At 64.3% G+C, this 20,727-nt stretch carries 23 protein-coding genes (1 of these 23 running past the window's edge); 10 read left to right on the forward strand and 13 right to left on the reverse strand.

Features of this window, described 5'->3' with window-relative positions; translation table 11 throughout:
• Both mbfA and ACYQ01_RS15610 read left to right on the forward strand, forming a co-directional pair.
• Window positions 1–820, forward strand: the 3' portion of a protein-coding gene (gene mbfA / locus ACYQ01_RS15605; protein ID WP_459934780.1) for an iron exporter MbfA. The gene continues 137 nt to the left of window position 1, outside the view; the window shows 820 of its 957 coding nt (coding positions 138–957); the start codon falls outside the window, past its left edge; it ends in the stop codon at window positions 818–820.
• 193 nt (window positions 821–1,013) lie between these two features.
• A complete protein-coding gene (locus tag ACYQ01_RS15610; RefSeq protein WP_459934865.1) occupies window positions 1,014–1,796 on the forward strand; it encodes a DUF169 domain-containing protein in 783 nt (260 codons plus the stop codon).
• Between the two features lie 86 nt (window positions 1,797–1,882).
• On the opposite strand, the gene ACYQ01_RS15615 is transcribed toward ACYQ01_RS15610, so the two are convergent.
• Genes ACYQ01_RS15615 through ACYQ01_RS15630 form a run of 4 tightly spaced genes read right to left on the reverse strand, consistent with a single transcriptional unit; the run spans window position 1,883 to window position 6,423 of the window.
• Entirely contained in the window at window positions 1,883–3,169 is a 1,287-nt protein-coding gene (locus tag ACYQ01_RS15615; protein WP_459934781.1) for an ABC transporter permease, read from the reverse strand.
• Window positions 3,126–3,782 (reverse strand): ABC transporter ATP-binding protein, encoded by a 657-nt coding sequence (locus ACYQ01_RS15620; protein WP_459934866.1) that lies wholly within the window; start codon window positions 3,780–3,782, stop codon window positions 3,126–3,128. The genes ACYQ01_RS15615 and ACYQ01_RS15620 overlap by 44 nt, the downstream gene beginning before the upstream one ends.
• A 25-nt stretch (window positions 3,783–3,807) precedes the next feature.
• Window positions 3,808–5,052 (reverse strand): efflux RND transporter periplasmic adaptor subunit, encoded by a 1,245-nt coding sequence (locus ACYQ01_RS15625; protein ID WP_459934782.1) that lies wholly within the window; start codon window positions 5,050–5,052, stop codon window positions 3,808–3,810.
• 3 nt (window positions 5,053–5,055) lie between these two features.
• The gene (locus ACYQ01_RS15630; RefSeq protein WP_459934783.1) at window positions 5,056–6,423 is read right to left on the reverse strand and encodes a phosphomannomutase/phosphoglucomutase; all 1,368 of its coding nucleotides are present in this window, start codon (window positions 6,421–6,423) and stop codon (window positions 5,056–5,058) included.
• Window positions 6,424–6,460: 37 nt separating this feature from the next.
• Here ACYQ01_RS15630 and hflK point away from each other — a divergent pair, with 37 nt between their 5' ends.
• Window positions 6,461–7,537, forward strand: a complete 1,077-nt coding sequence (gene hflK, locus ACYQ01_RS15635) for an FtsH protease activity modulator HflK (RefSeq protein ID WP_459934784.1) — start codon at window positions 6,461–6,463, stop codon at window positions 7,535–7,537.
• 2 nt (window positions 7,538–7,539) lie between these two features.
• The gene (hflC, locus tag ACYQ01_RS15640; protein WP_459934785.1) at window positions 7,540–8,385 is read left to right on the forward strand and encodes a protease modulator HflC; all 846 of its coding nucleotides are present in this window, start codon (window positions 7,540–7,542) and stop codon (window positions 8,383–8,385) included.
• Window positions 8,386–8,481: 96 nt separating this feature from the next.
• Here hflC and ACYQ01_RS15645 read toward each other — a convergent pair whose 3' ends face one another.
• Window positions 8,482–9,006: a hypothetical protein gene (locus ACYQ01_RS15645; RefSeq protein ID WP_459934786.1), complete on the reverse strand. Its 525-nt coding sequence runs from the start codon at window positions 9,004–9,006 to the stop codon at window positions 8,482–8,484.
• 12 nt (window positions 9,007–9,018) lie between these two features.
• Window positions 9,019–9,639, reverse strand: a complete 621-nt coding sequence (locus ACYQ01_RS15650; protein ID WP_459934787.1) for a hypothetical protein — start codon at window positions 9,637–9,639, stop codon at window positions 9,019–9,021.
• A gap of 174 nt (window positions 9,640–9,813) precedes the next feature.
• Between ACYQ01_RS15650 and ACYQ01_RS15655 the strand changes: the two genes are divergently transcribed.
• Window positions 9,814–10,017 (forward strand): hypothetical protein, encoded by a 204-nt coding sequence (locus tag ACYQ01_RS15655; protein ID WP_459934788.1) that lies wholly within the window; start codon window positions 9,814–9,816, stop codon window positions 10,015–10,017.
• 323 nt (window positions 10,018–10,340) lie between these two features.
• Window positions 10,341–11,675: an ATP-dependent 6-phosphofructokinase gene (locus ACYQ01_RS15660; RefSeq protein ID WP_459934789.1), complete on the forward strand. Its 1,335-nt coding sequence runs from the start codon at window positions 10,341–10,343 to the stop codon at window positions 11,673–11,675.
• Between the two features lie 130 nt (window positions 11,676–11,805).
• Here the strand turns inward: ACYQ01_RS15660 and aroL are convergent, their stop codons facing one another.
• Window positions 11,806–12,336, reverse strand: a complete 531-nt coding sequence (aroL, locus tag ACYQ01_RS15665) for a shikimate kinase AroL (RefSeq protein WP_459934790.1) — start codon at window positions 12,334–12,336, stop codon at window positions 11,806–11,808.
• 220 nt (window positions 12,337–12,556) lie between these two features.
• On the opposite strand from aroL, the gene ACYQ01_RS15670 reads away from it, so the two are divergent.
• A complete protein-coding gene (locus tag ACYQ01_RS15670; protein WP_459934791.1) occupies window positions 12,557–13,210 on the forward strand; it encodes a flavodoxin family protein in 654 nt (217 codons plus the stop codon).
• Window positions 13,211–13,346: 136 nt separating this feature from the next.
• Window positions 13,347–13,784: a putative zinc-binding protein gene (locus ACYQ01_RS15675; protein WP_459934792.1), complete on the forward strand. Its 438-nt coding sequence runs from the start codon at window positions 13,347–13,349 to the stop codon at window positions 13,782–13,784.
• A 142-nt stretch (window positions 13,785–13,926) separates the two neighbouring features.
• Here ACYQ01_RS15675 and ACYQ01_RS15680 read toward each other — a convergent pair whose 3' ends face one another.
• From ACYQ01_RS15680 to ACYQ01_RS15705, 6 genes are all read right to left on the reverse strand, one after another.
• Window positions 13,927–15,030: a hypothetical protein gene (locus ACYQ01_RS15680; RefSeq protein ID WP_459934793.1), complete on the reverse strand. Its 1,104-nt coding sequence runs from the start codon at window positions 15,028–15,030 to the stop codon at window positions 13,927–13,929.
• A 28-nt stretch (window positions 15,031–15,058) separates the two neighbouring features.
• A complete protein-coding gene (locus ACYQ01_RS15685; protein ID WP_459934794.1) occupies window positions 15,059–16,234 on the reverse strand; it encodes an alpha/beta hydrolase family protein in 1,176 nt (391 codons plus the stop codon).
• Between the two features lie 398 nt (window positions 16,235–16,632).
• Complete coding sequence (locus ACYQ01_RS15690; protein ID WP_459934795.1) at window positions 16,633–17,076, reverse strand: DMT family transporter; 444 nt, start codon at window positions 17,074–17,076, stop codon at window positions 16,633–16,635.
• Between the two features lie 142 nt (window positions 17,077–17,218).
• Complete coding sequence (locus tag ACYQ01_RS15695) at window positions 17,219–17,638, reverse strand: iron-sulfur cluster assembly scaffold protein (RefSeq protein WP_459934796.1); 420 nt, start codon at window positions 17,636–17,638, stop codon at window positions 17,219–17,221.
• Window positions 17,639–17,761: 123 nt separating this feature from the next.
• Entirely contained in the window at window positions 17,762–18,157 is a 396-nt protein-coding gene (locus ACYQ01_RS15700) for a CBS domain-containing protein (protein WP_459934797.1), read from the reverse strand.
• Between the two features lie 361 nt (window positions 18,158–18,518).
• Entirely contained in the window at window positions 18,519–19,502 is a 984-nt protein-coding gene (locus ACYQ01_RS15705; protein WP_459934798.1) for a glycosyltransferase, read from the reverse strand.
• Between the two features lie 120 nt (window positions 19,503–19,622).
• Here ACYQ01_RS15705 and ACYQ01_RS15710 point away from each other — a divergent pair, with 120 nt between their 5' ends.
• On the forward strand, window positions 19,623–20,240 hold the full coding sequence (locus tag ACYQ01_RS15710) for a hypothetical protein (RefSeq protein WP_459934799.1): 618 nt from the start codon (window positions 19,623–19,625) through the stop codon (window positions 20,238–20,240).
• A gap of 174 nt (window positions 20,241–20,414) precedes the next feature.
• The gene (locus tag ACYQ01_RS15715) at window positions 20,415–20,603 is read left to right on the forward strand and encodes a ferredoxin (RefSeq protein ID WP_459934800.1); all 189 of its coding nucleotides are present in this window, start codon (window positions 20,415–20,417) and stop codon (window positions 20,601–20,603) included.
• Window positions 20,604–20,727 lie beyond the last annotated feature (124 nt).

The raw sequence follows: 20,727 nt of genomic DNA on the forward strand, positions 1-20,727 counted from the left end.
CACCATGCAGCAGGAGGAAGTCGGGCACCGCAGGCTGCTCACCGAGCTGTACCGCCGCAAGTTCGGCGACCATATTCCGCTCATCCGCCGCCAGGATGTCTCGGGTTTCGTGGGCCGCAAGCCTGTGTGGCTCACTCGCCCGCTCGGGTTGGACGTGGTGCGTTCCCAGGCCGCGCGGATGGAGGAAGAAACCCGCCGATTTTATGAAAAAGCGGCCGCGCGCAGTCAGGATGTCGATGTGCGACGTTTGCTCGACGACCTGGCTCAGGCCGAGCGCAAGCATGAAGCCAAGGTGGAGGAAATACAAAAGCGCGCCTTGGACAGCAAAACCCTGGCCGACGAGGCTTGGGCCGAACGACGGCGTTTTGTGCTCCAGATCGTGCAGCCGGGATTGGCCGGTCTCATGGACGGCAGCGTTTCCACCCTGGCGCCGGTTTTTGCCGCCGCGGCCGCCACGCACGACACGTGGCAAGCGTTTCTTGTGGGACTGGCCGCCTCGGTCGGGGCGGGGATCAGCATGGGCTTTGCCGAAGCCCTTTCCGATGACGGCAGTGTCACGGGACGCGGCCATCCCTGGCTGCGCGGTTTCATTTGCGGACTTATGACCATGCTTGGTGGCATAGGCCACACCTTACCGTTCGCCATACCGAATTATCATGTTGCCTTGCTTTTGGCTTTCGCTGTGGTCGCCGTCGAGCTGGGCTCCATAACTTGGATTCGCGCGCGCTACATGGACACTGCGGTCTCCACCGCCGCTCTGCAAGTCGGACTCGGCGGCGCGCTGGTTTTTGCGGCGGGCTTGCTCATCGGCAATGCCTGACAGGAAGAAGGAACGCGCTTCACCAGCCCTGGCGCGAGGGTTTGTGCATGTTTGGAAACGTATCCGTCTAAGTCCTGGTCGGGACTGGGAAAAAGCTTGATGGCTGATACAATTATGTTTATCGTAACATAATGAAGACTAACCCTTCGACGCATGTCGTTCATGCGCGAAGACACTCCGAGAGGTTTCGATGATGAATTCTTCCCCGGCGTTTTTGCAGGAAGCGCTCATGGGGCAGCTTCGCCTCATGCACCATCCCGTGGCCATCACCTATTTTTTCGACCGTCAGGGCGTTGAGGACTTCACCAAGGCCGGCGAATATCATCTGCCGGTCAAACCGGTCACCTTTTGCCAGGCGGAGCTCGGACCGCGCATGGAAGGCATTCGAGTGTTGCTGGAACCGGAGAAACTCGGCTGCGGCAACGCCAAGTACGTGTTCGGATGGAAAGGCATGGACGAGGCGGAAATAAAAAGCCACCAAAAGTACTCCTCGAAGGCCTTGCCGCCGGAAAAAATCGTGGCGGACAAAGCCACCTTTCAGGGACGAAACCTGTTGGCCATCGGGCTTGAACCGTTGGGCTTGGCGTCCAAGGCGCCCGACGTGGTGCATTTCTGCTGTGACAACATGCAGGCCTACCATTTGGTCACGGATTGGATGGCCAGTCAGGGCGTGCATCCCATGCAGTGCGTGATCACGGCCAATTCCGCGGCTTGCGGCGGCAATGTGCGAGTGTATGAATCCGGCGCGGCCAACCTGTATCTGGCGTGCAGCGGCAACTACAACGCCGGGAAGATGGAGCGCGGCGAGGTGAACGTTTCCATTCCCGGCGCGCATATGCCGGCTTTGGTGGAGCGCATGATGGAACGCGCGAACACCACTGGAGGGGCGTCCATCACGCGCTTGGGGCATCCTTTCCCTGGCGCGGACATCTGCAAGAACTGTCCGCTCATCGTCTTTACCAAGGCCAAGGGTTGAGTTTCGCAACGGCGGCCATCCCGGTGCGCGGGCGTTGATGCCCTTCGGTTTGAAAATTCCGGCATTGGGCTTGCCCCAGGGCGGCCTTACAGGCCGCCGCGCAGGGCTTCGATGGGGTCCAGGGAGGCGGCGAAGCGTGCGGGTTTGAGTCCAAAGACCAGCGCTATGCCCAGCGCGGCCACGGTGGCCAACAAAAAAAGTTTGGCGGAGAGGACGATTTGCAGTACGCCCAGGCGTGCGAGGAGTTGTCCCATGGCCAGTCCGAGCCCCACGCCCAGTCCGGCGCCACACAGGGTGAGCAGAACCGATTCCGCCAGAAACTGGAGCAGGATGGCCGAAGCGGTGGCTCCCATGGCTTTTTTGATGCCGATTTCCTCCTGGCGTTCGCTGGCGGAAAGATAGAGCAGGTTGGCCAGCACAAAGCCGCCCACAACCATGGCCGTGCTCGCGGTCACCCCCAGGAACACCAGGATGCCGCCTGTGATCATGGTGAGGAACTTGAGAATCTCCTCGGCGGACAAAATGGTGAAGTCGTCCGGGTCTTCGGTCCGGAGTTTGTGGTTGAAGCGCAGAAGCGCGCGCAGGTTTTCCACGTGGGCGTTCATGTGCGCGGGATCGAGAAACTTGACCCGCAAGGCGCGATAGGTGTTGCGATCCAGGTGAAAACGCTGGGTCAGGGTCGAGAGGGGCATGATGACCCGATCGTCCACTGAACCTCCCGAGCCGCCCGGGGTAAAGCCGCGATATTCCAGCAGGCCAACCACCTGAACCGGAAGGTCCTGCACGAGTATGATCTGGCCGATGGGGTTGGCGTCGCCGAACAATTCCCGGGCGGGCTGATCGCCCAGCAGACAGACCTTGGCCGAATGGAGCACGTCCTCTTCGGTAAGGTCGCGCCCTTCGGTCAGGGGCCAGTTCCAGGCCTGCGCGTACCCGGCCGTGGCGCCGACCAGCACGTTAGTGGTGAAGTTGCGGTTTCCGTGACGCAGCACCACTTTCCCCTTGGAGCGCATGGGCACCACCAGATACGCCCCCGGCAGCGACCGCTCGATGGCTTGGGCGTCGCGCGGGGTGAGCGTCAGGGTGCGTTGCCCCACGGCCCGGGTTTCGATGTTGCCGCCGAACACGAGCGCGGCGTCCGGGCCGAACCATTCCGCTATTTCCAGGGCTTTGCGTCTGGCGCCGTCCACGGCGGCGATGATGATGGTGAGCGCGGCGATCCCCAGGGCCACGGCCGCAATCACGAAAAACGAGCGCAGTTTGTAGGCCCATAGCACTTGCAGGGCCAGAGCCAGGGCGCGATATCCCGCGCGGGCCCGTCGGTGGAGCTCAGACCAGGCGGCCGTCTGCGACCAGGACGCGACGTGTGGCATAGGCTGCGGTGTGTTCGTCGTGGGTGACCACGACGATGGTTTTGCCCTGGGCGTTCACCTGGGCGAGCAGGTCCATGATCTCGGCCGAGGTGGACGAGTCGAGTTGGCCGGTGGGTTCGTCGGCCAGGATGACGTCCGGGTCGTTGACCAGGGCGCGGGCCAGGGCCACACGTTGTTGTTGTCCGCCGGAAAGCTGGGAGGGCTTGTGGCCCGCTCTGTCCGCCAGGCCCACCCGGTCCAGGAGTGCCAGGGCGCGCTTGCGCGATTCGGCTTGGGGCCGGGGGCCGTAGAGACCGGGCAGGAGCACGTTGTCCAGGGCGGTGGCGTAGGCGATGAGGTAGAAACTCTGGAACACGAAGCCGATGGACTGATTGCGCAGCCCGGAGAGGGTGTCGTCGGAAAGGCCGGCGATGTCTTGGCCCTGAAACAGGTAGCGCCCGGAGGTGGGCCGGTCGAGCAGGCCAAGAATGTGCAGGAGCGTGGATTTGCCCGACCCGGACGGCCCTTGCAAGGCCACGAACTCGCCCGGCGCGATGGACAGCGACACGCCGCGCAGCACCTCGGTCACCACGCCCGCATGCGCATAGGCTTTGGTCACGTCTTCGAGCACCATGCCCGTTCGCTCCGCCACGCAGCGCCTACCTGTGAGCCGCGGAGGCCGGCTTTTTGGTCGCGCCCGGAAGCACGATTCGCGTGGCCACCACCTGCCCGGCCGAAAGTCCGGAAAGCACTTCCGTTTCCGACAGGCCGGTCACGCCCAGTTTGGGTTTGACCGGTTCGGCTTTCCCGTCCTCCACCACGAACACCACCTGCTCGTTGTCCACCCATTTCACCGCCGCGCTGGGCACGGTGAGCACGTCCGGCTTGACCTGCACCACGATCTGGCACTGGGTGGTCATTTCGGGGCGGAGCCTGGTGGCGTTTTCCGGGGAAAGACGCACCAGGGCCTGGTAATAGACGATGTTGTCCTTGATTTCCGGCTGGGGATAGATGGTGTCCACCTTGCCGGCGAACAGGACCCCTGGATAGGCGTCCACGCGAAATTCCACCGCCATGCCGGGTTTAACCTGGCCCACGTCGGTTTCGTCCACGTAGATCCACATTTCCAGCCGGGCGGGGTCGAGCACGGTGATGAGGTTGGCCACCTGGAGACCGGCCACCACGGTCTCGCCCTGCTGGGCGCTCACCTGGCTGACCACGCCGTCGATGGGGCTTACGATGCGGGTGTAGGTGATGCGGGTTTCCGCGGTCCGCAGGGCGGCCGCGGCCTCTTCCACGGCCTTGCGGGCCTTCACCTTTTCCCGGGTGAACTCGGTTTTGTTGAGCTCCACGGTGGCCTTGCGGGCGCGCACGGTGTTGGCCGAAACCAGGTTTTCGCGCTGGGCGGTCTCCAGGGTATCGCGCGAGACGAGCTTCTGGTCGAAGAGTTGGGCCTGGCGCGCGGCGTTGGCCTTGGCGTAGTCGTATTGCGCCTGGGAAAGCTTCAACTGCGCTTCGGACTCCACGATGCGCCGGGGGTAGATGTCGGCGACGCGCAGTTCCTCGGCCTTGGCCTTTTCGAGGGTGGCTTCGGCCTGATCGCGCTGGGCCATGAGTTCGCGGTCGTCGATGAGGGCGATTTCCTCTCCGGCATGCACCGCGTCGCCCACACGCACGCGCATTTCCTGGATCGTGCCCGTGGCCCTGGCTCCGATGCGCACAATGGCGCCCACCTGGGCCTTGACGATGCCCGTGGCCTGCAAGACCTTGCGCACTTCGCCGCGCTTCACTTCGCCCGTGGCCAGGACGACGGGGTCCAGGGACTTGCGTCCCGACAGCCAGACTCCCAGTCCCACGACCAGAGCCAGGATCGCGGCGGCGGCGATGGTTCTCCGAAAGCGCACGCCTCAGCTCATTTCCGCCACCCAGGAGGCCAGCGGGGTTTCGATGAGGGAACGAATCTCGGCCAGGCGTTCGGGACTTTCGGCCTCGAAGCGCAGCACCAGCACGGGTTGCGTGTTGGAGGCCCGGACCAGCCCCCATCCGTCCGGAAAGACCACCCGCGCCCCGTCCACGTCGATCATGTCGTAGCGGGAGCGGAAATACTCCTTGGCCCGTTCCACCACGGCGAACTTGATAGCGTCCGGGCAGTCGAAACGAATCTCCGGGGTGTTGACGGTCTTGGGCCAACCTTCCAGCAATCGGCTGGCCGGGACGCCTGGGTGGCGGTCCAGCACCTCGCAGAAGCGAAGCGCCGCGTAGGTGGCGTCGTCAAAGCCGTAGTAGCGGTCGGCGAAGAACATGTGTCCGCTCATTTCGCCGGCCAGCTTGGCTCCGGTCTCGCGCATGCGGGCCTTGATCAGGGAGTGGCCCGTGGCCCCCATCACCGGGACGCCGCCGTGGTCGGCGATGTCCTTGTAGGCCAGGTGGGAGCACTTCACCTCGCCGATGACCGTGGCGCCGGGATGATCCTTCAGGGTCTCGCGCGCGTAGATGGCCAGCAACTGGTCGCCGAACAGGAGCGTGCCGGTTTCGTCCACCACGCCCAGGCGGTCGCCGTCGCCGTCCAGGCCGATGCCGCAGTCGGCGCCGATCTGGCGCACGGTGCGGATGAGTTCGGCCACGTTTTCCTCCACCACCGGGTCGGGGTGATGGCCGGGAAATCGGCCGTCCGGCTCGCAATAGAGTTCGGTCACCCGGGCTCCTCTGCGCCTGAGCACCTCGGCCGTGACCAGGCCGGCCGCGCCGTTGCCGCCGTCCACCACCACCTTGAGGGGGCGGGTGAGCCGCGTCTGGGAGGAGAGTTCCTCGATGTAGGAGGGGGCGATGTCGTGCTCGCTGATGAGCCCCTGGCCCTGGTCGAAGCGTCCCCGGGCCATGATGCGGTAGAGTTCGAGGATTTCGTCGCCATAGATGGTGGACTCGCCGGCCACGACCTTGAACCCGTTGAACTCGGGAGGATTGTGGCTGGCCGTGACCATGACCCCGGCGCTTGTGCAAAGCTTCTTAACTCCGTAGTAGAGCATGGGCGTGGACACGAGCCCCAGGGCGATGACGTCCACGCCCGCGCGGGAAAGCCCCAGGGCCAGGCTTTGCTGGTAGCCGGGCGAGGACAGCCTGGCGTCGTGGCCGATCACCGCCCGGGTGAGGCCGTTTTTCAGGAAATAGGTCCCGCAGGCTTGGCCAAAAACTTCCACCCACTCGGGGTCAAAATCCTTGTCCACGATCCCCCGAATGTCGTATGCACGGAAAATGTCTGACGTAATGGGTTTCATAGTCCACGTTCTTTACGTGTTTTAAGGAGTGTTCCCGATGAATTGGGACTGGGAGAAGCTACAAGAAAAACGGCAGCGCCAGTATGGCCCGGGCCCGGATTTGCGCAATCTGGGCGACGATCTCAAGCGCTTGACGAATTTCAACCTCAACATTCCCGGCGGCCCCAAACTTCTGGTGTTGGCGGCGGTCATCCTCTGGCTGCTCTCGGGCATCTATATCGTCGAGCCAGATGAAATGGGCGTTGTACGCCGTTTCGGCGCCTACGAGCGCACAGCCGGGCCCGGCCCCCACTACCACATCCCCTTTCCGGTGGAAAGCGTGCTGACCCCCAAGGTTTCGCAGAACCGGAGCGTGTCCGTGGGGTTTCGGTCCACGGGCTCCAAGGACGGCGTGGGCTATCAGTACCGGCCCGTGCCCGAGGAAGCGCTCATGCTCACGGGCGATGAGAACATCATCGACGTGCAATTCATCGTGCAGTACGTGATCGGCGACCCGGTGGAATGGCTTTTTCGCATCAAGGATCCGGGCGATACCGTAAAGGCCGCGGCTGAGGCGGCCATGCGCGAAGTGATCGGCAACAACAACATCGATTCGGCCCTGACCACGGGCAAGCTCGAAATCCAGAACACGACCAAGGCCCTGCTCCAGTCCGTGCTCGACCGCTACAACTGCGGGGTGACCATCACCGCCGTGCAGTTGCAGGACGTGCACCCGCCCAAGGACGTCATGGACGCCTTCAAGGACGTGGCCAGCGCCCTGGAAGACAAGAACCGGGTCATCAACGAGGCCGAATCGTACCTGAACGACATCCTGCCCAAGGCGCGCGGCCAGGCCGCGGCCGTGCTCAACGACGCCCAGGCCTACCGCGAATCCGTGGTGCGCAAGGCCCAGGGCGAGGCGGCCCGGTTCACGTCCATTTTGGCCGAGTACAACAAGGCCAAGGACGTGACCCGTGAGCGCCTCTATCTCGAAGCCATGGAGGAAATCCTTTCCAATCCCGACGTGGAGAAGATCGTGATGACCGACGAGGCCCTCAAGCAGACCGTGCCCTACCTGCCGCTGGATCGCCTGGGGCAGGGCAAGGCCAAGGCCAAGGCCAAGGGAGGCGAGTAACCATGCGCAAGACCATCGTCATCGCCGTCGTGTGCGCCGTGGCGCTTCTCGTGGCCTCGCAGAGCGTGTTCACCGTGGACGAGACCGAACAGGCCATCGTCTTGCAGTTGGGCAAGCCCGTGGCCGGGCCGCTGGGGCCGGGGCTGCACTTCAAGCTGCCCTTCATTCAGAACGTGGTCACCCTGGATTCGCGTATTCTGCAATACGACGCCAAGTCCGCGGACGTGCTCACCAAGGACAAGAAGACCATGGTGGTGGACAACTACGCCAAGTGGCGCATAAGCGACCCGTTGCAGTTCTACCGGGTGCTTCGCACCACCAGCCGGGCCCAGTCCCGCCTGGACGACCTGGTGTACGCCGAGGTGCGCGTGGCCATCGGCAACTACACCCTGGACGAAGTGGTCTCGGCCAAGCGGGCCGAGATCATGGCCATCGTGACCAGCAACGTCAACGACGCGGTCAAGAACATGGGCATTCAGATTCTGGACGTGCGCATCAAGCGTACGGACCTTCCGCCCCAAAACGAAAAGGCCATCTTCGGGCGCATGCGTACGGAACGCGAACGCCAGGCCAAGCTCTACCGCTCCGAAGGGCAGGAGGAGTCGGCCAAGATCAAGTCCCGGGCCGAGAAGGAACGCACGGTCATCCTGGCCGACGCGAACCGCGATGCGGAAAAGACCAGGGGCCAGGGCGACGCCGAGGCCACCAAGATCTACGCCGAGGCCCTTGGCCAGTCGCCGGAGTTCTACGCCTTCCAGCGCAGCCTGGAGGCCTACCGGAAGTCCCTGCACGACAACTCCAGGGTGGTGCTCACGCCCTCGTCGGGCTTCCTCAAGTACCTGAAGTAGCAGCGCCGGCGCGTTCAAGCGCGCCGCGCACCATGCAAAAAGGCTTCGGACCGGGAAGGTTCGAAGCCTTTTTGTCTGGCGGCGGGAAAGTCGATTCTACCCTTCCCCCAGCCAGCCGCGAAACGAGCGGATCTCGTCGTTCCAGTCCGGCGTGAGCCGTACGGAGAGAAACTGTTTGTATAGGGTGTCGAGAAATTCAAGGCAGATCTCGATGAGCAACATTTTTTCCAGAAAGGGCGCGTCCGGGTCGTCGCCTTCTTCCAGGCGGGTTTCGATCTTGGGGGTGCGAAGTCCCGACAGGGTGAAGTCGTCGGCTCCGAGTTGCACCATCCAGGTTTCGCCTTCGCGTTCGAAACGGATCTGGGCCTTGTCCACCAGCTTGCCGTTGCGAAGCCCCAGCTTGGCCTCGGTGAACTCGGCGTGGGGGCCGCTCACGACGGCTTTTTCCACGTTCTCGCCCGATCCGCCGCGCACAGAAAGGCGCTGCTCCAGATAGACGTTGAATTCGCGCCCGTCGGCCTGCTTGAAGAGCCAGCCCTGTTTTTCGCTCTTGAACCATAGCCAGGTGAGAAAATCCTGCCCGAGCACCACATCCTGCAGGGCGGCCTTGATAAGATCCATGCTGAGCCCTCCTTAACCGGCCGCGAAGGGGCTGGGTTCGAGATCGTCCAGGGCCTGGCGCTTGGCCGGATCCGCCAGGCGCAGGGCCAGAAAGTACGGGGTCAAGGGCTCCAGGTGCAGGTCGAAGGCCAGGGTGAAGAGGTCCTCGAAGAGGGCGCGAACCTTGGAGTTGGTGGTGGCCAGATAGACCCTGTTGTCACGCAGATTCCACACCACGTCGAACACCGCCGGCACGGGCAGGGCCCGAGCCATGAGTTTGAGGCGGGTCTGGTCCTTGATTTCCTGCTTGCGATCCTTGGAGATGAAATTCTTTCCCTGCTCCTTGAGGGCCTGCTTTTCGGCGGCCAGGGCGAGCAGCAGGTGTTTTTTCATCACGGCGGGGCTGACGCGCCTGGTGTCCAGGCGCATGGAAAAGGCCATGTAGTGGGCCTTTTCCGGCGGAGCGGCCCGCCAGTGGCTGTCGAGCCAGTCTTCCAGGCAGACGAAGCCGTAGGAGCGTTCGTCCGAGGTGTCGTCGATGTCGCGAAAGGCGTATTTGGCCAGACGCTCGGGCAGTTCCTGCGCGAGCTGGCCGGTGACGTCCTCCACGATGGCGTAGCGGGTGAAGCTGCCGCTTGCGGAGAGTATGCCCACGAAATCCCCCTGGTTCGGTGCGCGGTTCGGGTTGCGGGGCGAACGTCCCCCCTGCGGGAACGTCCTGGGGAGGTCTGTAGCGGCTTTTCGCTCCCCCCGCCAGTGCGCGCCGTTGGTCCGTTTTGTGCAAGAACATTTCCGAACAACGAACGCCACGCCAAGGAGGACACCGCTATGGCGCTGTGGAACGTAACCACCTCGGGCGATACCATCCGTTTCGGCGGCAAGGCCAGAAAGACCGGCCTCTCCGGGGGCTGCAACGAACCGTTTCGGGGCTCCTACTGGTGCCCGAGTCGGAAGTGGTTCTCCAAGGAACCCTGTCCGTTCACCTGCCGCCAGGAATGTGACAATTACCGTCGCATGTGCGGCCGGTTGTAGCGATCGACGCGAAAGTTTCGCCGGATATTCGGCGTCAACCGGACGACCCCGGGGAGGAGCGCGGCTCCGCCCCGGGGTCGCGCGCTTTGGGGAGTCCGTCCCGGATCAGCGGAAAAAGGGGAGGAAAGGATGTTTCAAAATTGTCTGAAATGTTACAGAACGGTCTGATATTACAAAAATGTCCGAAAGGATTCCCTGCCCGGGGCGGGAAGGGGGGATTCGCCCCGCGGACAATCCGGAAAAGACGCCAGGCGAACCTTTGATTTTTTCCGGGCCTGGGCTATACCGAAGCGAATTTTCCAAACCGTCGCACGGAGCCGCCCATGCCAAGCCGCGCCAAGAATACGCCCTACCTTGTCAGCATCAAGACCCTGGGACCGGCCAAGACGCCTTCGCCCCTGCCCTACTGCCGTTTTGTCTCCGACGAGCAGAAGGTACGAGTGCGCCTCTCGCCGGAGGAACTCGAAGACGCCAAGGACGGGGACGCGGTCTTCGAAGCGGCCGGACCCAGAAGCCACATCTATTTCGACTCGGCCAAGGTGAAAGCCGCCATCGTCACCTGCGGCGGGCTGTGCCCGGGCATCAACGACGTCATTCGGGCCATCGTGATGGAAGCCCACCACAACTACAACCTGGCCGCCATCCTGGGCATTCGTTTCGGCTTGCAGGGATTTATTCCGGGCTACGGACACGAGGTGGTGGAGCTGACCCCGCAAAACGTCTCGGACATCCATCAGTTCGGCGGGACCATGCTGGGCTCCTCGCGCGGTCCCCAGCCGCCCGAGGATATCGTGGACGCCCTGGAGCGCCTGAACATCGGCGTGCTCTTCATCATCGGCGGCGACGGCACCATGAAGGCCGCCATGCGTATTTCCGAAGAGGTGGAAAAGCGCGGCACCAAGATCGCCATCATCGGCATTCCCAAAACCATCGACAACGACATCAATCTGGTCACGTCGTCGTTCGGTTTCGACACGGCCGTGGAAAAAGCGGCGGAAGCCATCCGTTGCGCCCATACCGAGGCCCTGGGCGTGCTCAACGGCATCGGCCTGGTCAAGGTCATGGGGCGCGAATCCGGTTTCATCGCCGCCCAGTCCACCTTGGCGCTCAAGGAAGTCAACTACGTGCTCGTGCCCGAGGACCCCTTCCAGCTCCACGGGGAGCACGGGCTTTTGCCCGCGCTGGAAAAACGCCTGTCCGACCGTCATCACGCCGTCATCGTGGTGGCCGAGGGAGCGGGCCAGCATCTCCTGGCCCAGACCGCCCAGACCGACGCCTCGGGCAATCCGGTCCTGGCGGACATCACGGGGCTGCTCACCGACGAGATCGGCAGGTATCTGGGCGAGCGGGGCATTCCCCACACGCTCAAGAACATTGATCCGAGCTATATCATCCGGTCCGTGCCGGCCAACGCCAACGACCGGGTCTATTGCGGCTTTCTCGGGCAGTTCGCCGTGCATGCGGCCATGGCCGGCAAGACCGGAATGGTGGTGAGCAAGCTCTATGGACGCTACGTGCACTTGCCGCTGGAGCTTGTCACCCGCCGGCGCAAAAAGCTTAATCTTTCCACGGATTACTGGCGCGCCGTGCTTGAATCCACCGGGCAGTTCTCCGTGTCGCCCATGCACGAGGACAGCGACCTGCGTTGCGACATGTAGCGTGGGGCCATGCCCATGCCGGCGCGGGGACGCGGGGACCGGCGGCCCGTGTCCGCCTGAAGCCGCGCCGCGCGCCCACCTGGGACCTGCGGCGTGCGGACGGTGCGCGCCCGCCCCGGGCCCGACCGCTCTAGCTCGGCCAGCGCGCCAGTTCGCCTTCCAGGCGTTCGAGTTGTTCTTCCAGGGGCCTTTCCGGGGCCACAAAGTGGGCGCAGGCCAGATAAAAGGGCTCGCGTTCGGTCAGGGTGCGCCGCACTTCCTCTTCCAGGGGCAGATCGGTCAAGGCCGGGCGCTGGTCGGGATTGAGTTCGGCCAACAGCGTGGCCACCACGCGTTCCGGGTCGGCCTGCAAATAGATCACCACGCCCTTTGCCAGCACGCGTCGGTTGGGCTCCTTGAGCACCACGCCGCCTCCCGTGGCCACCACCTTTCCGCCGGTGTCGGCCTCATTGGCCAGCACTTCGCTTTCCAGGGCGCGAAAGTCCTCCCAGCCCTCGGTCTCCACCACCTGGGCCACGGTCTTGCCCGTATGCCGGACAAAGGCCTCGTCCAGGTCCACGAAAGGCCGCTCCAGGCGTTTGGCCAGCATCCGGCCCAGGGTGGTTTTTCCGCAGGCCCGGGGGCCGATAAGATAGACGTTTTTGTCGGGTTTCAGGGCCATGTCGTCCTCCTGGCCCGGGGGTCTAGCACCCGGGCGGCCCCTGGGCAATCCCCGCGCGCCGCGCCTGGGGAGGGGAAGGGCCGCACGGCCCAGCCTTTCGCTTCGCGCGGCCATGGTTTCCCGGCGGTGCCCGAGTATCCTCACGGGAAGCGATTGCGCATGCGCCCCCCCGGCGCTATCAGGCATGCAGTGCGGAAGTATTTCCGAACCAGGAGGTTCCATGAACGTACTCGCCATCAACGGCAGCCCCAGAAGAAAGGGCAACACCGCGACGCTTCTCGACCAGGCCTTGCAGGGCGCCAAGGACAGGGGGGCCGAGACCGAATGTGTCCACCTCTACGGCCTGGACTACAAAGGCTGCACCAGTTGTTTCGCCTGCAAGAAAATCGGCGGCAAGAGCTACGGCCGTTGCGCCATGCAAGACGACATCACCCCGATCCTGGCGCGCGTCCGCGAGGCCGGGGCGCTCCTTTTGGGATCGCCGCTGTATTTCGGGGTCGAAACCGGGCAGATGCGCGCCTTTCTGGAGCGCCTGCTCTTTCCCTTCCTGACCTACACGCCGGGCTACGCCTCCCTTTTCGGTCGCGTCCTGCCCACGGCGTTCGTCTACACCATGAACATCAAGGAGTCGGACATCCCGGCCTTCAGGCAGGACGTGCTGCTGGAACGCACGCGCGGCAGCGTGGCCCGCACGCTTGGCTCCTGCGAGCTGTTCCTGTGCACGGACACCTACCAGTTCGACGACTACTCGAAATACCTGTCCACCTGTTGGGACCCGGTGGCCAAGGCCAAACGCCGCGAGGAGGTCTTTCCCCTGGACCAGGCCCGGGCTCGGGATCTGGGAGCGCGCCTGGCCGAGGCGGCCAGGTGCTGAGCGGGCAAACTCCCGGCTGACGAAACGGCCGTTTTCCTCTACCACGTCCCCAGGCGTCGCTTCCGTCGCGGCTTGCGCAGGTCGCGAGCCCGGCGGCGCGCGCCGGTCAACCTGACTTCCCAGGAGGAAAGCCGACATGTCCGACTCCGCAAACGACAAATCAAACACACTCATGATTCTCTCCTGTTCGGGGGGGTGCAACGTGGGCCAGTTGGCCAACCGGGTGGCGGTGGAGCTTTCCGGCGAAGGCTTTGGCAAGATGTTCTGCCTGGCCGGCGTGGGCGGAGGGCTCGAAGACTTCGTGGCCCGCGCCCGTCAGGCCGGCGAGACCCTTGTGCTGGACGGCTGCTCGGCCGGGTGCGCCAGGGCGGTGTTCGAGCGCGCGGACGTGCCGCTCACCGGGTACGTGGTGGTCACGGACCACGGCATAGACCGGCACACCGATCTTTCCGTCCCCCTCGACCCGGAGGACGTGGCCAAGCTGAAGATGGCGGCCAAGAGCGCGGTGTCGTTTTGCCGCCAGTTGTTGCGCGGGCCGTCGTCGTGCTGCACGTGGCCCGAAGGCGAGTTCTAGAGGGCGTCCGCGAAGCACGCGTCGGCGGGTCGTGTGGAGAAGGACTTGAGCGTATTGTTTTTCTTCTTGAAAAACAGACGCATGTTTTTCATGGACGCGGTATCGGCTGGCCGGGCGGAGCGGGTCCGGTCCCCGGCCTGGCTCACTGGGCGGGCAGGGTGAGCTGGAGCGTGGAGTCGCGCTTGCCCCCATCGAGCAGGGTGAACGCCAACATGATGAAGGAAAACACCCGCTTGGTCGGCAGGTTGCCGTCTTCGACGTAGAACCAGCGTCCCCGGTAGAAGACCGAGACAAAGGCGTCGGCGGGCTTGGTCGCGCTGCTTTTCACCGCGAGCCCCTGCGGGGTGAGCGCGCCGACGCTTTCGCGCACGCCGGGGATGGCCCGTCCGGCCCTGATGTCTTCTTCCGGGATCTCCACCCGCACGGCCACGGCGGCCAGAATGTGCATGAGCGAATGGGTCTGCAGGGCGAATTGGCGGGGGGTATCCGCCGTGGGCGCCTGGACCACGTCGTAGAGCTCCACGGCCGGGTCGAGGCCCAGCAGGGCCTTGAGTTCGCCGGCCTTGGCCAGCACGTCGGCAGGCAGCCCCCGGCCCCCGAAGGCCACCCGCACCCGCCCCCGGGCCGGGGTGTTGGGATCGGCGCCCTCGGCCTGCACGCGGATGGCCCCGGCCTGTTGCAGCTCGGACAGAAGCGCCACCACCTTGGCGTATTGGGGATCGGGGGGGCGATATCCCGCCGCGCCGATGGTTTCGTTGCGGATCCCGTTGATAGAGCCCACCCCCAACTTGCAGAGAAAGTCGGCCGATACGCCGGACTGTATGCTCATGAGCACGTTGAGCGGCGGCATGGGCGACATCACCCCCTTGAGAAAGGGCGTGCCAGTCATGGGCGTGTAGGTGATGGTGGGGCGGTCGGTGTACTTGGCGGTCGCGCCCAGATCGAGCTTGCCCACGTTGGCGTGGTTGGCGTCGAAGTCGAACATCTGGCGGGAAAACCCCGCGCTCACTCCGGTTTCCAGGGAATAGCCGGCCACGATCTGGCCCACGTCCACGAAAAACAGCGGCTCCACGTAGCGGATCTTGACCACGTTGAGCAGGATCTGCCGCTTCCAGGATTCGTTGAGGGCGGTGTTGTAGTCGAAACGGTCGCGGCCCACGCTGCCGGGGCCTAGGGACGAACACCCCGCCAGCAGGGCGAGCAGACAGGCCAGAATCAAGAGCGGAAACGAAAGCCGGTGGGGCATGGGGTCTCCTTGGCAAGCCGCTGGCCGGCTATTTGAACACCGTGTCCATCCAGTCGAACAGGACCTGGCCCACCAGACCGCGATTTTCCAGCATGCAATGGTTGGAGGCGCCTTCGTTCAGCGGGGTGACCACCAGGGCCTTGGAGGCGTTGGTCAGGCCTTCCAGGCAAAGTTTTTGCTGACGTCTGACCTCGTCGCCCCGGTATTCGCCCTCGCCGACCAGGATGAGCGCCGGGATATGCACCGTGGTCGGGTCGAAACAAAAGCCCCGATTGGCCTCCACCAGGCCGGGAATGTTGTCCCCGGAAACGCCCCAGCGCCAGGCGATGGCCTTGACCGTGTTGGCGTGAAAACTCGACCAGGTCTTGACCTTTTCCGCGGTGGCGGTGGTGACCGGGGTCATGGTGGCGAACAGGGCGTGGGCGTCCACCACGCAACTGTTCATGGCCAGGGCCTTGATGCGCGGGTCGTGCTGGGCGGTCTGGGGGGCGAAACCGCCGCCGCCGCTGATGCCGTAGAGGCCCAGGCGGTTCTTGTCCACGTCGGGGCGCGCCGCCACGTGGTCCACCAGAGCCTTGACGGGAACGTGCATGTCGGGACGAAAGACCTTGCCGGCCATGGGGAGCAGGCCCTGTCCGGGCAGGTCCACGGTGACGAAGTTGTAGCCGCGTTCAAAGGCCTGGGGCATGATGGAAAAAATCAGGTCTTCGGCGAAGGTTTCGCCTCCGCCCAGCGTGATGAGCGTCTTGCGCGGAGTCTTGTCCGAGGCCGCCTTGCGGAAGAATCCGGGCAGCACCGTGCCCTCGAAGGGGATTTCGAAATACTCCAGGGGCGGTTCGTAGAGCTTGCCGGCCTTGATCATGGTTTCGCGGCTTTTGCGCGCGGTCTGGGCCAGGCGGGGGTCGTCCGGAAGCATGGCGCAGGTGGCGAAGCGGTAGTAGTTGGCCGCGCGGGCGAGAAAGATCCGGGCGCTTTGCTTGTGTCCGCCGGCCAGGGACTTTTCGCCCCGGGCTTCGGCCCTGGCCGCCGTGTCCAGCCAGGCGGCCTGCCAACTGGCCGCGTCTCCGTCCTTGATCCTGGCCGCCGTGGCGAACGCCTCGCCGATTTCGCACCCCTGGTTGCCGGTGGCCCCGAGCACCAAGGAGCCGAAGGTGAAGTCCATGTCCGCATCGTCGAAGTGGTAGCGGACATAGGGCGTGTGCATGTCGACTTCCCGGCCGTGCCCGGCGGCGGGGGCTTTCGCGTCGGAAGCGGAGTCCGCCATGGCCGGGCGCGGGGAGGAAAACGTCGCCGTCCCCAGGACGAGCAGAAGGAAAACGGTGGCGAAAACACGCGCAGGGCAAAGGCGTCTCATGGCGTCCGGTCCTTTCCGAAAAGGCGGTTGGAGATCCCGTAGGCATTGCTGCTGTAGCGGTTCCCCCGTCTCGGGTAAAGTCCCTCGACAGGCGAGCGCTCGGCGTTATTTTCTCGCAGGCCCCGGGGCGTTTCGTTTGGGTCGGGAACCCGGAAGGATCTGCCTGATCCTGGCGAAGACGAAACAAGCGCGAGGGGCGGTCGCGTCGCGTCCGCCTGGCAAGGGCCGAGCGCGGGGAGAAGCGCCTTTCAGAACGTTCGGACCATCCACGCCCCGAGAAACAGCAGTCCCACGCCGACAAGCCGCCAGAAGCTGGCCGGATGCTCGGGAAATCCCACCAGGGCGAAATGGTCGAGCGCCACCGAGGCCGCGAGCTGCCCCAGCAGCAGGAAGGCGGTCATGGTGGCGGCTCCGAGCTTGGGGCTGAGGACGATGGTGCAGGTGACGAAGGCCGCGCCCAGCAGACCGCCCGTCCACTGCCACAGGGGGACGCCGGCCAGTTCGCCCAGGCTGGGCCAGGTGTGGCGGGCCAGCAGGCTGTAGAGCCAGAGGGCGAGCGTGCCCACGGCGAACGAGACCAGGGAAGTCTGCATGGCGTCGCCCAGGGTGCGGCGCAGCAGGGCGTTGATTCCCGCCTGGATGGGAATGCAGCATCCGGCCGAAAAGGCCAGAACGAGAAGCAGGCTTTTCATGAAACAATCCTCCAAAAAGGGGGGGGCGGGACCGGGACGACGGATGCGCATCCGCCGGATACGGGTCGCGGCATAAGGGTGTCGAATCGGGAGGGGGACGAATTGCAGGGAAAAAGGATCGGAGCCGCGCCGCTGCGCATCCTCACGGGTGCGAGACGATCTGCTTTTCCCAGTTGCGCAGGGCGAGCTTGAGGGCCGCCACCACATAGACTTCGCAGTCGATGTCCGGGTCCGGTTCTTCGAGGTTTCGCCGCAAGGCGTCGGCGGTGACGTTCCAGGCCGCGCCCACGTCCAGTCCCTTGACCATGTGGACCAGCGCGCCCAGACACTGCCGACAGTAGGCGCAACCGTCCATTTCCACGCCCATGTCCACGATCACCGCGTCCCGGATGAGTAGTTGCACGGTGATGGGGCGTTTGCAAAAGGCGCTGCCGTACACCGATTTGGCGGAATAGGTGTCGAGCAGCCGGACCAGATGATCGTACGCGTATGTTTTCTCGCGCTTTTGATACTTGGTCGAAGCGGGGCCGCACCCTTGGGTATCCGATTCACGTGACGTCATGAGTCCCTCTGTCGCGCCCGGCGTGCGCCTGCCTCGATGCCGTGGGCCCCGGTCGTCCGAAACGTCGAAAACCCCGGCGAGGCGCGGCCTCGCCGGGTCCCGTGCGCCGGGGCGCGCCAAGTCCTACCTGGAAAGGCAGTGCACGCCCAGGGCGATAAGGATGTCCCACATGGCGATGACGCCGACCAGCTTGCCGCTCTGGTCGATGACGGGCAGGCCGGCCACGTTCTTGCCCTGCATGAGTTGGGCGGCGTCTTCCAGGGTGCTGTCCGGGGTTACGGAATACAGGGCCTCGGTCATGATGTCGCGGACCTTGATCTCGCCGGGGTCCACGCCCTTGGTGATGACCTTGGCGATGAAATCGCGGATCGTGACCGTGGCGTAGGGGGAGTTTTCGTCCTGGCGATCCACCATGAGACGACGGAGGTTGTTTTCGGCCATGATGCGCATGGCCTGGGCCACCGTGGCGTCCTGGTCGACGAACAGAATACGGGTGGACATCGCGTTCTTCACGTACATGGGGCGCTCCTTGGTTGCGGATGCGAAACGTAAAGAAGGTCCCGTTCGGGGACATGACTCGCGCCGTCCGCTTAGTCCTTTCGGGTCGGCTCCGGGAGTTGGCCCGGGGCGTTCGCCGGCGGAGGGCGGCGGTTGGTCGCCCCGTCAATCCCGGTCTCTTCGATTGAGACGATTACCATTGTTCCCGTTCGCGTAGCAAGAACGGATTCACTATCGTCTGGAGCGCAAGGTCGGACATCCGGTCGGGCAAAGCGGCGCTGCGACGCCGGCGCGTCCTTGAAAAGCGTGCCCCTGTTTTTCAAGGAGAAAAGGAATACGTTTAACGCCGTTCCACGGCATACGTCTGGCCGTGGACGCCGCCCTAGCTTGCGGCGAAGTGTCCGGTCGGGCTGGGCGCGGCGAGCGTCCTCGTGTCCGCCCGGCCCACGGCGCGCAGTCCCCGCGAGATTGTCAGACGCGGTCGGGCCTGGTAGGCGGCATGCACGGTTTCAAGATAGTCCCACACGCGATCCAGCGGCACGTGGGCCCGCAGATAGTGCTCGCAACGCGAGAAACTGTAGTGATGGGCCACGGCCCGGCTGACCACGGCGGTCTTCCACCTGTTGTCGCGCAGGACCCGGTTGATGGCCCCTTCGTCCGAGGAGGGTTGTCCCGTGACCTTGGCCACGGGCAGGGGCAGCACGTTTTCCATCAGCCGGCGGTCGAAGGCCACGCAGTTGATGGTGGCGAAACCGGGATAGAAGTAGGGCGGCTGCCCGCTGGCGGCGAAACTTTCCACGAAGTGTTCGTCCACCACCTTTTGCCACATCCAGCGGTGGTAGACCCAGTTCTCCTCGATGACGGGGCCGGCGTACATGGCCCGTTCGGCCGGGTAGGCCACCTTGAGAAAGCGGCCCAGGGCGAAACGTCCGGGAGGGCTCACGGGACACAGGGCGCTCACCAGGGGGATGTCGGCCCGGGAGCGATGGAGCGTGTAGCCTTCGAGCAGATGTTCGAGCCAGCGGGGCGTGACGAAGACGTCTTCGTCCATCTTGACCACCACGTCGTCCAGGTGCTCGCTCAGTATGGCGTTTTGCACGGTGTTGACGGCCGGGATCAGTCCCCTGGGGGAGCAGTGGATCACGGACACGTTGTCGCGCGTGTTGCGAAAGCGGTTGAGTATGGCCGCGTGATCTGGCTCCACCGCGTTGGCCACGACGTAGATCTTCTTGAAACGGGCCAAGTTGGTGTAGCGCTCCAGGCTGCGCAGGCACACCAGCAGGCAGTCCAGCCGGTGGGAGGTGAGCAGCAGGAGAATGGGCCGGATAGGGACGCGGTCCGGGCGCAGGGGGATGATCTTGTTCATGTCGTGCCTATCCTTGGCTGAAGTAGTCCAATCCAGCAGACTCCGCTCGTCTTATCGGATCGACCAGGGGAAACTTTAGGGTCGCGCCGCGACTCTTTTCGCAAAATTTAGGAGGAAGACATGGAGACGCCACAGGACCTGCTCGGCCGGGCCAGGGAGCTTTCCCGCTCGGCCCGCCGGGTGATCGACCGTCTGGGGCTGGAAACCCTCTGGGCGCGGGCCGGACGTCCGCTCCTTGTGGGCTCGGCGCGTTTCGGACTCATGACCAAACCCAACATCGATTTCGAGATATACGCCCCGAGCCCGGACCCGCGCGCCGGATTCGCCGTGGCCGGGGAATTGGCCGCGCTCCCGGGCGTCGAGAAAATGGAATACCTCAACGTGATGGGCACGTCCGACCCGGGGTACTACTGGCGCGTGTTCTACCGGGACGACCGGGACCTGCTGTGGGACATCGACTGCTGGCTGGTCCCGGACGACCACCCGTACGCCGGTCTGGCCGACTCCCTGGCCAGGGAGCTGGAGGCGGTCCTGACCGGGGAACTCCGGGAGCGCATCCTGCGCGTGAAGTCCGGCCTGGGCGCGGGCCAGCCGGTGCGCGGGGTGGACGTGTACAAGGCGGTGCTCGCGGGCGGGGCCGAAAGCGCGGAGGCGGCGGCGCGCTACCTGTCCGACAATCCCGCCCCGGACATGGAAACATGGCTGCCCGGAGGCCCCTGGAGGCATGAGCGCGCTTGACAGCGCATTGTTTTCGTGGCTAGTGCTTGCCTTGTCTTGGGCAGGGTGACCCTGTCACAGTTGTAACGGTTTGAATTCTCGGGATATTGGGTTGTAGGCTGAGTTCCATTCCAGGCTTTGCCGCATTCCCGGCGTTTTAGGACACAAACCAACTGTAGAGTGGAGGTTAGGACCATGGGTTACAAGGTCACGGTTGACGAGGAAAAGTGCGTCGGCGACGGCGAGTGCGTTGATGTCTGCCCGGTTGAAGTTTACGAACTTCAGGACGGCAAAGCCACCGTGGTCAACGGGGAAGAGTGCCTCGGCTGCGAATCCTGCGTCGAAGTCTGCGACCAGGACGCCATCACGGTCGAGGAAGAATAGTTTCCTTTTCCGCATTGCCTGTTGACGGCGGGAGCGGGCTCTTTTCGGCCCGCTCCCGCTCGTTTTTCGAGGCTGCGCCTCCCCGGATCGAGCCAAAGAGTTTGCAGCCGCCCTTCCGGCGGCG

It is taken from the genome of Fundidesulfovibrio butyratiphilus, from assembly GCF_054657235.1.